The sequence below is a fragment of the Polyangiaceae bacterium genome, from assembly GCA_015075635.1.
Lineage (GTDB): Bacteria > Myxococcota_A > Polyangia > Polyangiales > Polyangiaceae > JADJKB01.
On sequence record JABTUA010000003.1, the window covers coordinates 591,170 to 605,261 of the forward strand.

General features: G+C 70.0%; 14 protein-coding genes. 8 read left to right on the forward strand and 6 right to left on the reverse strand.

Going from position 1 to position 14,092, the window contains the following annotated elements; translation table 11 throughout:
• Positions 1 to 2 precede the first annotated feature (2 nt).
• Positions 3 to 1,031, reverse strand: a complete 1,029-nt coding sequence (locus HS104_33325; GenBank protein MBE7484835.1) for an enterochelin esterase — start codon at positions 1,029 to 1,031, stop codon at positions 3 to 5.
• A 55-nt stretch (positions 1,032 to 1,086) separates the two neighbouring features.
• On the opposite strand from HS104_33325, the gene HS104_33330 reads away from it, so the two are divergent.
• The 6 genes from HS104_33330 to HS104_33355 all read left to right on the forward strand — a co-directional run bounded on the left by HS104_33330 (position 1,087) and on the right by HS104_33355 (position 6,937).
• Positions 1,087 to 2,748 carry a DUF885 domain-containing protein gene (locus tag HS104_33330; GenBank protein MBE7484836.1) on the forward strand — a complete coding sequence of 554 codons (1,662 nt, stop codon included), beginning with the start codon at positions 1,087 to 1,089 and terminating at the stop codon, positions 2,746 to 2,748.
• Positions 2,749 to 2,839: 91 nt separating this feature from the next.
• On the forward strand, positions 2,840 to 3,595 hold the full coding sequence (locus HS104_33335) for a hypothetical protein (GenBank protein ID MBE7484837.1): 756 nt from the start codon (positions 2,840 to 2,842) through the stop codon (positions 3,593 to 3,595).
• A gap of 25 nt (positions 3,596 to 3,620) precedes the next feature.
• Positions 3,621 to 4,367, forward strand: a complete 747-nt coding sequence (locus HS104_33340; GenBank protein ID MBE7484838.1) for a hypothetical protein — start codon at positions 3,621 to 3,623, stop codon at positions 4,365 to 4,367.
• A gap of 228 nt (positions 4,368 to 4,595) precedes the next feature.
• The gene (locus HS104_33345) at positions 4,596 to 5,216 is read left to right on the forward strand and encodes an AhpC/TSA family protein (protein MBE7484839.1); all 621 of its coding nucleotides are present in this window, start codon (positions 4,596 to 4,598) and stop codon (positions 5,214 to 5,216) included.
• 146 nt (positions 5,217 to 5,362) lie between these two features.
• Positions 5,363 to 5,593: a hypothetical protein gene (locus tag HS104_33350; protein ID MBE7484840.1), complete on the forward strand. Its 231-nt coding sequence runs from the start codon at positions 5,363 to 5,365 to the stop codon at positions 5,591 to 5,593.
• 225 nt (positions 5,594 to 5,818) lie between these two features.
• Entirely contained in the window at positions 5,819 to 6,937 is a 1,119-nt protein-coding gene (locus HS104_33355; protein ID MBE7484841.1) for a hypothetical protein, read from the forward strand.
• A gap of 81 nt (positions 6,938 to 7,018) precedes the next feature.
• Here HS104_33355 and HS104_33360 read toward each other — a convergent pair whose 3' ends face one another.
• From HS104_33360 to HS104_33380, 5 genes are all read right to left on the reverse strand, one after another.
• On the reverse strand, positions 7,019 to 7,507 hold the full coding sequence (locus HS104_33360) for an SRPBCC domain-containing protein (GenBank protein ID MBE7484842.1): 489 nt from the start codon (positions 7,505 to 7,507) through the stop codon (positions 7,019 to 7,021).
• Complete coding sequence (locus HS104_33365) at positions 7,485 to 7,889, reverse strand: winged helix-turn-helix transcriptional regulator (protein MBE7484843.1); 405 nt, start codon at positions 7,887 to 7,889, stop codon at positions 7,485 to 7,487. Before HS104_33365 ends, HS104_33360 begins: the two co-directional genes overlap by 23 nt.
• A 118-nt stretch (positions 7,890 to 8,007) precedes the next feature.
• Complete coding sequence (locus HS104_33370; GenBank protein MBE7484844.1) at positions 8,008 to 8,493, reverse strand: hypothetical protein; 486 nt, start codon at positions 8,491 to 8,493, stop codon at positions 8,008 to 8,010.
• On the reverse strand, positions 8,477 to 8,797 hold the full coding sequence (locus tag HS104_33375) for a hypothetical protein (GenBank protein ID MBE7484845.1): 321 nt from the start codon (positions 8,795 to 8,797) through the stop codon (positions 8,477 to 8,479). The genes HS104_33370 and HS104_33375 overlap by 17 nt, the downstream gene beginning before the upstream one ends.
• Before the next feature lie 63 nt (positions 8,798 to 8,860).
• On the reverse strand, positions 8,861 to 11,527 hold the full coding sequence (locus tag HS104_33380; protein ID MBE7484846.1) for a hypothetical protein: 2,667 nt from the start codon (positions 11,525 to 11,527) through the stop codon (positions 8,861 to 8,863).
• 599 nt (positions 11,528 to 12,126) lie between these two features.
• On the opposite strand from HS104_33380, the gene HS104_33385 reads away from it, so the two are divergent.
• Positions 12,127 to 13,281: a thrombospondin type 3 repeat-containing protein gene (locus HS104_33385; GenBank protein MBE7484847.1), complete on the forward strand. Its 1,155-nt coding sequence runs from the start codon at positions 12,127 to 12,129 to the stop codon at positions 13,279 to 13,281.
• Positions 13,278 to 14,078: a hypothetical protein gene (locus HS104_33390; protein ID MBE7484848.1), complete on the forward strand. Its 801-nt coding sequence runs from the start codon at positions 13,278 to 13,280 to the stop codon at positions 14,076 to 14,078. The genes HS104_33385 and HS104_33390 overlap by 4 nt, the downstream gene beginning before the upstream one ends.
• Positions 14,079 to 14,092 lie beyond the last annotated feature (14 nt).

Below are 14,092 nucleotides of genomic sequence, written 5' to 3' on the forward strand. Positions count from 1 at the left end.
GCTCAGCCCGGCGAGAGCCGCTCCGCCAGGTACCTGAGCGCCAAAGGGTAGCGGTACTCGATGGCCTTGTGGGTTGCGTCGAAGAGCTCGAAGAAGAAGTCTTTCACGCCGGCAGCCTCCAGCTCGCGCTTGAACGCGAGGGCGCCGAGGTCCAGGTAGAACTCGTCGCTCTTGCCGGCGTCCACATAGACGGCGCGCATCGAGCGGAGCGCGTCGACGTGCTGCTTGGCCAGCCGCACCGGGTCCCACTCGAGCCAGCGCGCCCAGATCTCGGGGACCAGCTCGCCCGTGGTGGTGTCGTAGGGTAGGCGCACGGTGCCGTCGGCGTCCGCCGAGTAGCAGGCGGCCATGCACCAGTCGTTCAGGAGCGCGCCCTCTTCCGGTTTCGCCAGAGCGGGGCCCTCGTAGAGCTTCTGCCAGAACAGGTCGAAGGAGCCCTGGTAGCGGTCCCTGAGCAGCCGCACGGACTCCCGGAAGGCGGGTAGGTAGCAGGTCTCGAACAGCGCGTCGCCCGCGTGGGTGGCAAGGCCGCCGAAGACGTCGGGGCGGAGCATGGGTACGACCATGGCGCCGTAGCCGCCGCTCGACTTGCCGGTGAGGCCGCGGTGGTTGCGATCCGGCAGCGTGCGGTAGCGCGCGTCCACGAACGGCACGACCTCGTCGCACAGGTAGCTCATGTAGGAGCCGGTGCCTGGGGAGTCCACGAACTGGCTGCCGCCGTAGCGCGTCCAGCAGTCCACGAACACGACCACGGCCGGCGGAGTGCTGCCGTCGGAGAACAGGCGGTCCACCAGCTCGGGCACGCTGGGCCGGAACGGCATTCGGTTCTTCCACATGTCGATCTGCCCGGTGAGCCCCTGGATCAGGTACAGGCTCGGGTAGCGGCGCGAGGCGTCCGCGTCGTAGCCGGGCGGCGTGTAGACCCAGACAGGACGCCGGTGCGGGTCGCCCAGGGGGTTGCCTCTGAGCAGGCTGCTCTCGAGCTCGAGCTCGTCGATGCGACCAGCGAATTCGCGGGACCAGGGGTGCATGCTGGGCACTTGCCACGGCTGGCGCCGAGCGTCAGCCCCGTGCTCTGATTCGGGGATGGCGAGTCCGTTCGAGCTGTCCGAACGCTACGTCGAGGAGAGCGCCGACCTCGACCCGCTGCACGCGACGTCGTTGGGCTTGCCCGGGCGCGACCACCTGTGGGGCGACGCGCTCGGGCTCGAGGGGCAAGCGGCTCGGATGGACCTGGTGCGACGCTACCGCGCGGCCTTCGCCGAGCACGCCGCGCACCCCGACGACAAGGAGCGACTCGCCGCTCGCGTGATGCTCGGCGCGCTGGACGAGGAGCTCGCGGCGGACGCGGCCGGGGAGCACTTCCGCGATCTGTCGCACCTGGCCTCGAGCTTCCAGCGCATCCGCTCGACCTTCGATCTGATGAAGACGGAGTCGGAGGAAGACTGGCGGGCGGTTTGCGCGCGCCTGGAGGGCATCGCCGCGCCGTACGCCCAACTCCGCCAGCGGCTCAGCGTGGGCCGCGAGCGTGGGCACCACGTCGCGGCGCGCCAGGTCGCGTCCGTGGCTCGGCAGGCGCGCCGGCTCGCCGCGGCGGACTCGGCCTTCGATCGGCTGGCGGCGGAGGGGGCGCGCGCGCACCCGGCGCTGGCGTCGCGGCTGGCGGAGGGCGTCGCCCGCGCGAAGGCCGCGGTGACGGAGTTTGCCGAGCACCTGGAGCGTGACGTGCTGCCGTCGGCGCCGGAGAGCGACGGCGTCGGCGCCGAGCGCTACCGCCCCGCGCTCGACCGGGCCATGGGCCTCGACGTCGATCCGCGCGAGGCCTACGCCTGGGGCTGGGAGGAGCTCCGGCGCCTGCTCTCGGAGATGCGCCGCGCCGCCGAGCAGATCGCGCCCGGCGCCTCCCTCGAGGAGGTCACGCGCCTGCTCGAGACCGACCCGGCGCGCTCGGCGTCGTCGCCCGAGGCGTTCCTCGACTTCGTTGCCGCGCGGCTCAGCGAGGCACGCGAGCGCCTGTCCGGCGTGCACTTCGACGTGGACCCGCGCATCGTCCCGCTGAGCGTCGAGCTGGCGCCCGTCGGCTCGCCTCTCGGCGCGTATTACCAGCCGCCCTCCGAGGACTTCTCCCGCCCCGGCGGCATCCGCTACGCCATCGGCGAGCAGGCGACGTTCCCGCTCTACCACCAGGTCTCGACGGCGTACCACGAGGGCTTCCCCGGTCATCACCTTCAGATCGGCACCGCCATGACCCGAGCCGATCGGCTGTGCCGCGCGCACCGCCTGACGGTCTGGTACTCTGGCTACGGCGAGGGCTGGGCCATGTACACCGAGCGCCTGATGGGCGAGCTCGGCTACTTCGAGAAGCCCGACTACGAGCTGGGCATGCTGGCCAAGCAACTCTACCGTGCGGCGCGCGTGGTCGTGGACATCGGGCTTCACCTGGGGCTCGAGCTGGATCGCGACTCGCCGTTCGAGCCGGGAGCGCCCTGGACCTACGAGCGAGCCATCGAATTCATGCGGCTCTACGGGCACCGCACGCCGGCGCAGGCGGAGAGCGAGGTCATGCGCTACCTGGGCTGGCCCGGGCAGGCCCCCACCTACAAGCTGGGCGAGCGCGAGATCGCCAAGCTTCGCGACGAGGCTTGGGCGCGTTTCGGCGAGCGCATGACCCTCAAGGAGTTCCACGAGCGCGTGATCGGAAACGGCGCGATGCGCCTGGATCTGCTGCGGGAGCTGGTGCTGGCCTGACGACTCCGGTGGAGACGATCGTCGGACCGCTCGCTGCCGGGAAGATCTGCGCGCGCTGGCAAGCCCGCGATCTCCTCGATATGCTCGACGCGTGCAGGTCGCCCAGGGGCTCCCTTGGCTGGCGCCAATCGTGGCGGGGGTCGGTCTCTGTCTGATCACGGCAGCCGGCGCCGCCGCCGCCTGGCATGACGCTCGGCCCGTTCGGGTGATCACCAGCGCGCCGCGTGCCTCGCTCGCGGCCCCGGTGCCGACGCCCGCCGTGTACCGGGGCCGGCTCTTCGCGAAGAACGCGCGCGCCACGCCGCGCGGCACGCGGGGATCGGTGGTGTGGTGGTGGGTCGGCAGTACGTACCGCGGCAAGAGCCGCACGGCTTGCAGCAAGCTCGAGAGCGGGGACTTGGTGCTGAAGGAGGGCGCGCACCAGGCCTTCGTGGACATGTTCGATGACCTTCGCGGGCCTGCACTCGTCGCGGACGGGCGCAGCGAGCCGCTCCGCCCGCTCACCATCGACTTGGGCCCGATCCCGCTCCACGAGGGAGACCTTCCATCTGCCGCGCCCTGCCAGAGCTCGGAGTATCAGGAGCGGGTGCTCGCCGACGGAGCCGAGGTCGAGATCCTCGGCTGTCATTCGGACGGCGAGCTCCGGCGGTGCCCCGGTGAGCTCTCCGGCGTGCTCGGCGTTCCGAGCGTGGCCAAGCACGCCTTTCGCCGGAGCCAGGAGGCTCGACCAGTGGTGCGGGTCGCCGCGGCGCTCGGGATGCTGAGCCTGATTGGGCTCTCCCTCTGGGCTCGCCGGTTGGCCGCGCAGCGGCTTTCCACCGAGCTTCGCCAGGAGCTCGACGCGTGACCCGCGGGAAGGAGGAGGTGCCCTGATGGAGCTCTTCGAGCCGGCGATTTTCGTGGTACTGGTGCTCTTTGGCTTCGTGGAGCTCGGTTCCGCGTTCGCGGCGGCCCGCGTGCCGCTGCGCATCCTGGGGCTGCCGCAGAAGAAGGCGGGCGAGCTCGCGGAGGGGAGCGCTCGTGTCGAAGGCGAGCTCGTGGCGGTGTCGGCAATGCCGACTACGCTGGACGGCGTCCCGGCGGTCGCCATCGACTCGCGGCTGCTCCGAGCCAACACCTGGCACGGCTGGCGTTCGGCGCAGGTCTGGGCGGACGTGGCGGTCGCGGACTCGACGGGCCGGTGTGCCGTCGACCTCGACGGTGTGATCATGCTGGGCGAGGGCACGCGCCGCACGGTTCCGGCCGAGGCCGTCGCTACCCATTGCCCCACGCTCTGGCAGAAGTGCAACGACAGTGAGCGGGCTCGGGCCCAGCTCCACATCGAGCAGCGGTTTCTGCGTGCCGGAGGCGGCTTCGTCGCGGGCGAAGTGGCGCCCGGTCGTCGCGCCGCGGGCCAGGGCTACCGCGACGGCCCGCGCCAGGAGCTCGTCATCGGGAGCGGCGTGAGTCTGCCCCTCGTGGTCGCGAGCTCCGGCAAGGGCGCGGTCATGCGCCACCTGCTCGGCCCGGCGTTTCTTCACGCGGCGACCGGGCTGCTCGCGTTCTTCCTCGCCGCGTGCGTGCTCGCCGTCGATCGCTTCATCAACTTCGTAGCCGGCGTCGAAGGCTTCTGGCTCTGAAGCAGCAGTCCGGGAGCCTCCCCGGCCGGCCCGCCGAGCGCGGAGCCGGGGGACGTCGCCAGGTGAGCCGTCCCGGACACCGGCACGCCGTCGGTCGGCGTCGTCGCTGCGGTTGCCTCGAGGAACACGCTGGCCCTCTTCCAAACGGCGCGATGCGCCTGCTGCGGGAGCTGGTGCTGGCCTGAGGGTACCCCTTCCGTTCGAGCGGCAGCGTCCTATCCTCCGTGCGTGGGAAGCGTCGAGCTCGAGCCGCTGGAGAGCGATCGCGTTGCGGCCCGGGTCGCGGCTGCCACGGTCCTCGGTATCGACGGGTCGCGGCTGCGGGTGCGGGAGCTGTGGCGCGACGCACCCACGGTGACGACCTTCCTACGCCACTACGGCTGCCTGTTCTGTCACGAGATGGTCGCCGAGGTCATCCGCGCAACGCCGGAGCTGATCGAGCGGGGCGCGCGGGTGGTCCTGGTCGGGAACGGCTCGGTGGAGCAAGCCCATCGCTTCTTCACCGCCAAGGGTCTGCCGCGGGAGGGCTGCACGGTCGTCACCGACCCGGAGCGGTCGTCGTATCAGGCGGCCGAGCTCGAACGCGGCTTCGCGAAGACCTTCTTGAACGCTGGCAGCCAGCGCGCGTTCCGTCGCGCGCGGCAAGACGGGCACGGCATTTCCGGCTGGCTCGGCGACCTGACGCAGCTCGGCGGCACGCTGGTGACGCGGCCGCCGGCCCGCTTGGAGTACTTCCACCGCTCGGATTTCGCGGGGGACCACCCGGACATGTCGCAGGTCGCGCGCGCGGTGGACGCCGCGGTGCGCGCGCACGGCACTCTCGCCAGCTTCAGCGCCGGCTCAGGGTGACGCCGGCGCCTCGGTGAAGGGGGGCGCGAGCGCCAGCGTTCGCCTGGCGATCCCATCCCCGAGTGGCCGTCGCCTCTGCTCTCACGAGTACTGCTGGAGGGCGCGGCGCCTTTGCGGGCGACCCTCGGCGATGAGATAGTGGACGCATGCGACGGACGGCCACGCTCGGCTTCGCCGCGCTGCTCCTCGCGTTGCTGGCATGTGACTCCGACGGGATGCACGGTGGCCCGAACGGCGACGCGACGCGCTTCTGCCAGGAATCCCTCGGTCGCATCGACGCGGGCCCGACCCAGCTCGCCGAAGCCTGCAAGAGCTGCTGCACCCAAGAAGTACGGTACGAAGGCCGGATCGACGACGGCAAGTGCGTCTGCCATTGAGAGACGACCATTCGCGCAGCAGCTGCGTCGACCCTCGGCAACGCGTGGACCTTTCGCGCGCGGGCGCGCCGTGGATGCGCAACGGAGAGATGTCGCAATCTTTGCCGTCGCGCTCGGGTTGACCGTCCCGGAGCGGAGGCCCACTAGTCAAGCGGCGCTACGCGCCGAGAGTAGGAAGCCTGGACGGACGGTCCGGAGCGACGGCGCGTGCAAGGAGAAGTCCCCATGGCACTTCGCACCCCGTTCGGGCTGGTCTTGGCGTCCTCGATTCTCGCTCTGTCGTGCTCGAGCAGCAGCACGAGCGACGGAGGAGGAGGCACGGGCGGGGCGGGAGGCCTCTCGGTTCCGGAGGGTCCTCCGGGCAGCGTGGGCAATCACTGCAACCCCGGCGCCGTGTGCGATCCGCAGCTGTCCTGCAACCAATACGACTACTGCCAACCGAGCCTCAGCAACCTGCCCTCGGAGGTCAAACAGGCCGTGCCTCCCCCTGACAGCGTGAAAGTGCCCGCCAACAGCCCGATCTTGCTGTTCACGACGGGGACCTTCGCGAACGTGGGCTTCAAGCTGGAGAGCCACACCGAGGACGGCAAGACCGACCTGTCGAGCGCGCTGACCGTCACGAAGCTCAGCAGCTCCAAAGCGAAAGACATCTTCGTACTGACGCTGAAACAGGCCATGCCGATGGGAGCCAGCATGGTGCTGACTCTCGACGGCGACATCGCCGGCAATCTGACGTTCAACGTCGACCACCAGGTGGCGCCCGGCGCGGACGATCACCTGGGGATCGAGGCGATCGGCGACGAGGGCTGCCCCTACGAGCCGCTCCCGGATGGCTGGCGAGGCTTCGGCGACGCCGCGCGCATCGGAGCGACCGGCAGCTTGGTCCCCAGCCAAGGCTCCAAGATGCTGGCGCTGAGCAGCGGCGAAGCGCTGTGCGGCGAGGCCTTCGGCGGTACGACTTCGGTGGTCGTCAGCGGTCCCATCACGATCGGCGACGCGCCCGGCGTCAGCTTCGACTACAACTTCCAGTCCAGCGAGTTCGACGACTACTGTGACAGCGAATACGACGACACCTTCCTGGCCGTCCTGAGCGGACCCGGCGGAGCGGTCGCCCAGATCGTCAACTCGGTGAACAAAGTGTGCGCCGGCGGACAGCAACAGCCCGGAACCTTCCCGGGCCAGCCCGACGGCGGCGACGCCGACTACAAGGAAACGGGCAAGCTCCCCTTCACGCTGACCGGAACGGTCGGCAGCCCTGCCCACCTCACCTTCGTGGTCACGGACGTGGGCGACGCCATCCTGTCCACGGTGGTGGGGATCGACGACATCGTCGTCGGGCCGTGATCTGGCCGAAAAGTCAGTACCGGGAGCGCGCTCGTAGCGCGCCGAACGCCGGCCTTGCCGACTCAGGACCCAGGCCCACGCTCAACGTGAGAGCGCCTGCAAGTGCGCTTCGAGCTTGTCCATCGTGGTGTTGCCGATCTCGACGGCGCCGAACGCGACAGTGGCATCGCGGCGTGCCTTGCTCGGGTGGAGCTGGCGCAGCGTGACGACGGTCTTGCCGTTGCTCTGCGCGTCGAAGGTGACGGTCACGCGGAACTTGTTCGGATCGTCATCGGTGTCGTCGCCGTGATCGAACACGAGCAGCTCGGGCGCCTTCATCTGCAGAAAGGTCATGCGGTTCGGGTAGCGCGTGCCGTCGGGCGCGAACATGTCGAACCGCCACATGCCGCCGACGCGCATGTCGATGGTGTGCGTGGTGCAGCTGAAACCCTTCGGGCTGAACCAACGCTGGATGTGCTCCGGATCGGTCCACGCGCGGTACACGAGCTCGCGCGGCGCGTCGAACACGCGACTGAGTACGGTCTCGCGATCGAGGGACCAGGTGGGTTCAGCGTCTCGTGCGTCGGTCACGGCGGTTCTCCTTCGTGGTCGAGTGCGTGTTCGTTCCGTTTGCTCGAGCCTTCATCTGCTCGAGGTAAGCGTCGAGGCGGTCGAACCGCTGTTCCCACGCGCGCTTGGTGTGCTCGGCCCACCGCGAGACCTCTGCGAGTGCCTCGCCGCGCAGCCGGCACGGCCGGCGCTGGGCGTCGCGACCCCGCTCGATCAGCCCCGCCCGCTCGAGCACCTTCAGGTGGCGCGAGATCGCGGGCAGGCTGACGTCGAACGGCTCGGCGAGCTCGAGCACCGTGGCCTCACCGCTCGCGAGCCGCGCTACGATCGCGCGCCGCGTCGGGTCGGCCAGCGCCGCAAACGTGGCGTCGAGCTCGGCGGAGCTGGGGAGGCGCGCATTCATTGGTTTTGCCCGGTACTTCGAGGGTGGAACGATTATTTAACCGATGTGTTAAATAAAGTCAAGGGCCCGGGTGTTCGGGCTTGCGCCAGCGCGAGCTCCCAGCACGGAGAAGCGGTGGTTAGACCTTCCCGATGCGGTCCAGCGTCGAACGAAGCACGGGGAGAACAGCGAGGTCCTTTGGCCGTCCTGCCTTCTCCTTGATCTCGATCAGGCGGCGCAGGGACAGCACCCTCAGCGGCATGCCGTCGATGTCGATCGTGACCGCGTCCGGGAGCAGATCCGAATACTCGAGCCCTTCATCGAGCGTGCCGAGGACGTCCAGATCGCCGAGCGCGGTCTCGAGGAGCTTGTGCCCCCGCGATTCGAGGTGGGACGCGTTCGGCGGGATCCGCCGCGGATCACCGCGAAAGACAGCGCGGAGCTCCGCGAGCGCCGTGCTGAGGCGCTCGATGTTGTCGGGCACGCGCGAGTAGAGGATGTCCAGGTCGAGCGTGATGACGGGCGCGCCCTGCATCACGCCCGCAGTCATCCCCACGACGATGAGGTCCACGCGATGACGATGGAGCGTCCGCAACAAGGCGACCGAGTCAGTCGCGGTACGCATCGCCGGCGAGCTCCAGGATCGTGCGGCGGCCCGCGTCCAGGGACTCGAGGCGTTCCCGAGGCGAGAGGGCCAGCATGCGCTCGATCTGAGTCACGTCCACGCCTCGCTCGTCGTAGGCCGCGTCGAACGCCGAGGCGATGGTGGTCTCGGTCTCGCGACGGATGCGCTCCTCGGTCTCGGCCCACTCCGTCTCCGTCAGCTCGCCCACGCGCTCCACGAGCCCGCCACCCCGCCACTTGGCAGAGGCGAAGACGCGTCCATCGCGAAACAACTCGACGCGACTTCCGTTCCAGACGAGCTCCATGGTGCAGGCAGAGAGTAGCACGGCACGCCCGCACCCCTCACCCGTGCCAGTGCCCGCGCCGGCTCACGGCGTCGCGCCCTCTTCCGGCGCCGGCTTCGGCGCGGCCTTCTTCTTCTTGCCGACGTCGGGCGAGACGTCCCACAAGGTCGGCTTGGTGCTCTTCTCGGATCCCTCGGCCTTCCAGCGGAAGGCGTGGGGCAGCATCGGGCGGCCGACGGCGTAGAGCACGCTGGTCTCGTAGCTGGCCAGTGGGGGGGTCTCCGAGCCCGCGCGGTGCACGAAGGCGGGGTGCTGCGAACCGCGATCGATCTCGACCACGCGCGTGCAGCCGATCTTGAGCAGCGCCGCGGCCAGCGAGTCGCTGGAGTCGTGCCGCGCCGTGGCCACGAGCACGCGCCCGCTCGGCAGCGCGCAGAGGGCGCCGCGCAGGCGCAGGGGTCCATGAGCGAGGGCCGCGTCGGTCAGCTTGCCGTTTTCGGCGAGGAGCGGCAGCTGTACGGACTCGTCGTCTTTGTCGAGCTTCGCTACCTCGCCGGGCGCCAAGATCGCCAGCGGCTTGCCCGGTGACACCACCAGCGTGGCGTACGCCGCCTTCGGGTCGAGGGCCTGCGTGCCCGCGAACGCGATGCCCAGGCGCATGGCGTCCGTGGTGTGCCCGAGGCCGATGGCCGCGACCACGCGTTGGCTATCCTCGCCCGTGAGCTCGACGTGCCCCGCCATGTTGCTCTGCCTGGGCTCCTTCGAACCGGCGCGCACGCGGTAGCCGACACGCCCGGGCTCGAAGCTCGCGAGCTCGACCTCGAGGTTGCCGACCTTGAGCTTGCCCTTGAAGACGCCCGGCAACCACTGCGGCGGCGGTTGCAGGCCGCCGTCCGGCGACCAGCGCACGCCCGACGGATCCGTCGGCACCGGGTCGCGCACCATCACGTAGAAGAAGTCCTTCGCGCTCCAGCGCACGAACTTCCCCGGGTCGAGGTTCATCGCGTCGTGCGCCTTCTTCAGGTTGAACTCCTTGGCGCGATAATCGACGATGTCGGTGTAGACGAAGCCGCAGTGGCCGGGGTTCATGTCCAGGTGGACGCCGTAGGAGCAGCCCGCCTGGGCCAAGGCTTTGCCGAGCGTCGGGCCGTCGATCTCGGGAGCGAAGGCGTAATAGAGGTGCCCCGCTGCCGTCACGCACAGCGCCGTGCGCTGAGTCATCACACTGGTCCCGGAGAGCTGCCAGCCCCAGATGTAGCGGCCCGTCGGATTGGCCACGCCGTCTTCGACCAGCGGATCGAGGTTCTGGCGAAAAGAACGGATCTCGTCCGGGATCTCCTCGCTCTTCGGCCAGCTGCCGAGGCCCACCGAGCCGTCCTTGGTGACCATCACCGTGGCGCCGCCCGCGACCGGCGGGATCAGCACGCGGTCGTCCACCTTCATGCCGTAGCGGCCGTGAGTGGTCTTGAACGCGCCGTTGAAGGTGCCGACGATGCGATCGAGCACGGCCTTGTCGCGGGGCAAGCGGCCGTCACCGGGTGGTCCGGTGAGCGGCTTCGGATCTTCGAAGCCCGCCTGCATGCCCAGCTCCAGCTGGCGCATGTCCATCGCGATCAACATCACCTCCGAGTAGGGGCGGGCCGCGTCGGGGCGGAAGAAGGTCTTGTAGAAGTAGGCCGGCGCCTTGCCGTGCTTCTCGTCCGTGCCCGGCATCGGCTTCAAGAACGGCAGCGCCACGGGTTGCCACTCGCCTTCGCCGGGCTTGTTCTCCTTCCAGATGCTGGGGATGGCCGGCGGGGGCCAGCTCTCGCCTTCCTTCAGCTTGCTGGCGTCGAGCACCGTGGCGCGGACCTTCTCCGTCTGAGCCTCGTCCTTCAAGGTGTTCGAAGCGCCGGACGACGCGAACATCTGGAAGGTCGTGCGCTTGAACTTGTCCCGCGCGCCGAAGACCTTGTCCTCGAGCCAGGCGATGGGCGCGGGGCCGACCTCGGCCCGCACCGTGTCCACGCCCCAGAGGATCAGCGGCTTTTCCATCTGACGGTGCACGTCGGCGTGGGCGGCGTAGGGCTGCCCGCCGTCCGCGCTCTTCAGCTCGCGGAGCGCCGCGTCGTAGACGAGAGTGCGCGCCGCGTCGCCGAGCTCCACCCGAAGCCCGGCGCCGTCGAGCAGCAGGCGCGCTTCCCGCGCCGGCATCTCCAGCACGATGTCCGTGCGTCCCATGTCCGCGAAGCTGCCGCGCTCCTGGAACGCGGTGATCGCCTGCAAGATGCGGTGGAACCGGCTCTCGGGTTTGTCCTCGCGGCGCATGCCGCCGAGGTCCAGCACGGTGATGCCTTGGATGCTGCCGTAGGCGACGGTCGCGTAGACCGCCCGCGTGCCGCGCACCTCGAGCCCGGTGTCGTCGCCGAGCGGAGTGTCGGTGAGGTTGCGGATCTGCGTGACCGAGATCGGCTTGCCGTCGAGGGTCACGCGCACTCGGGCCCGGTACACGTCGCGCGGGGCGCCGGCCTTCTCCGCGCCAAGGAACACCAGACGGCGGCCGAGGAAGGTCTCGGCCAAGAGCCCGGGGCTCGGCTCCCAGGCGATGTCCGTCGGGGCGACGACGGAGCGCGATGCCTGTCCCAACATCGACGCGAGCCCCTCCAGCGAGCGCGGGGGCGGACGCGCCGACGAGCAGTGCACGCCCAGGCCGAGGCCCAGGGCGACCGCCAGGAGGCGGACGCGCGCGGTGAGAAAGGAGGACAGCTCCATGCCGGCCCGAGCCGGCATACCGACGGGGCAGATTCGGCGCAAGTTTAGGCAGCCGCACCTGCGAGCCGCCAACTCGAAGTTGGCGCACCCGCGCCCCGGGTCGGGCAAACCAGCGGGCTTTTCCAGGAATCCCCTTTGGCCCGACTCGTGCTCCAGACCCGGGGATGGTTCGGCTGGCCGCTCTCGTCCGGGTCTCCCTCACCCTGCTCCTCTGCCTGGTCGCCGGCTGCGTCGCCGAGAGCGGCGACCACCCCGACCACTTCGACCACGACGAGAGCGACGAGGACATCGGGGTCGTCAGCGAGGAGCTGTCGACCCTCTCGTGCAGCATGTCCACCGCGACCGGCTACAAGAACGGCTCGGCCTTCACCATTCAGGTCGTCACCGTGGACGGCAAGAAGGTCGAGTGGAAGACCGCCAACGCCTACATGAAGATGGCCAAGGCGGCGTCTGCGGCCGGCGTGGAGCTCCGCGTGGTGAGCGGCTTCCGCACCATGGACCAGCAGAAGTACCTGTACGCCTGCTACACGAGCTGTAGCTGTAACAACTGCAACCTGGCGGCGAAGCCCGGCTACAGCAACCACCAGAGCGGCCACGCCCTGGATCTGAACGCCTCGGCCCCGGGCGTGTACTCGTGGCTGAGCAAGCACGCGGGCACGTATGGCTTCAAGCGCACCGTGCCCAGCGAGAACTGGCACTGGGAGTGGTGGGGCACCGATCCAGGGACCGGCCCCTGCAACGATCAGGACAAGGACGACGACGGCGTCACGGACGCGAAGGACAACTGCCCGAGCACGAAGAACGCCAGCCAGACCGACACCGACAAGGACGGCAAGGGCAACGCCTGCGACGGTGATGACGACGGCGACGGCGTCGCAGACGCGAAGGACAACTGCCCGCTGGTGAAGAACGCGGCGCAGACGGACACGGACAAGGACGGCAAGGGCGATGCCTGCGACACCGACGACGACGGTGACAAGGTGCTCGACACCAAGGACAACTGTCCGCTGGTGAAGAACGCGGCGCAGACGGACACGGACAAGGACGGCAAGGGCGACGCTTGCGACACGGACGACGACGGCGACGGCGTGGCGGACGGAAAGGACAACTGCCCGCTGGTGAAGAACGCGGCGCAGACGGACACGGACAAGGACGGCAAGGGCGACGCCTGCGAGGCCGACGACGACGGCGACGGCGTCGACGACGCGAAGGACGTGTGTCCCACCACCCCCGACCCGGACCAGCTCGACACCGACGCTGATGGCAAAGGCGACGCCTGCGACGACGACGACGACGGCGACGGCGTGGCCGACGCGAGCGACGTCTGCCCGCTGAATGCGGATCCGGGTCAGGCCGACCAGGACGACGACGGTATCGGCGACGCCTGCGACACCGACAACGACAACGACGGCATCGACGACGCGGACGACGTCTGCCCGGAGCTGGCGGATCCCGCGCAGACCGACACGGATGGCGACGGCCTGGGCGACGCCTGCGACGACGACGACGACGGCGACGGCGTGAACGACGCGCTGGACCGCTGCCCCGGAGCGGATGACACCGACCTCGACGTGTGCGGCGACGACAGCGAGAGCGACGCGCCGCCGGAGACCGCCACGGGCGGCACGGTCGAAGCGGAGACGGCAGGTTGCAGCGTCGGCGGCGCGCGCGGCTCGGCGACGGTCGGCTGGCTCGGTGTTTTCGGCACGATCTTTCTGCTGGGCCGCCGCCGCCGCGCTAAGACCAACCGGTGACGGCGTTCACGGGGAAGGTGGCGGCGGCGGGGGAGCTCCTCGTCTCCGCGCTTGGTCAGCGGCCGTGCGTGTACTGGGACGTGCGCGACGGGCTGGACGACGCGCCGCGCCGGGTCGGCAAGTCGGACTTCTGGCTCGAGGACGCCGAAGGTCGAGTCCTGGTGGTGACCGAGCACCTGCGTGTGGAGCTCCGCGCCGAGCGTGCCAAGCAACTGGTGGCGGTCGCGGAGGCGGACCTCGCCGAGCTCTCCGCCCGGCTGCGGGAGCTGAAGGCGCTGCTTCGGGCCGAGCAGGGCGCCGCCGCCTCCAAGCTGCGCAGGGAGCGAGCGCACCTGGCGAAGGTCGCCACGTTTCTCCACGCCACTCGCGCTCACGCCCGCGGCAAGGTCCACGTGGGAGGCACGGCGCGGGGTCAGGAGCGCTGGCTGCGCGAGCACGGACGCGGCGCATCCGGCAGCCCCGGCGAGGCCACGGCGATGATGCTCAGCGAGACCTGGGAGGTCGTGGTCGAGGTCGGCCAGCGCGTGACGCTCGAGGGCGAGTGCGCGATCGAGGCCGTGGCCTCGGAGCTGTTGCCGAGCCAGGGCTACCGCACGCGCGCCACCGCGCGGGTGCTGCGCGGTTCGGCTGCCTCGCCGCTGGTCTTGATCGGCACCGGTGACCGGGCGCCGCGCGCTGCCGCCGCAAAGCCCGTCGTCCGGGTACAAGAGCTGTCGCGCGCGACGCGGCAGAAGCTCGCGCTCGCCCTCGCGCTCGCCGTCGCCATCGCGGCCTTCGCCCTCTTCGCCGCGCGCTGAGCCGGCAAACTTCG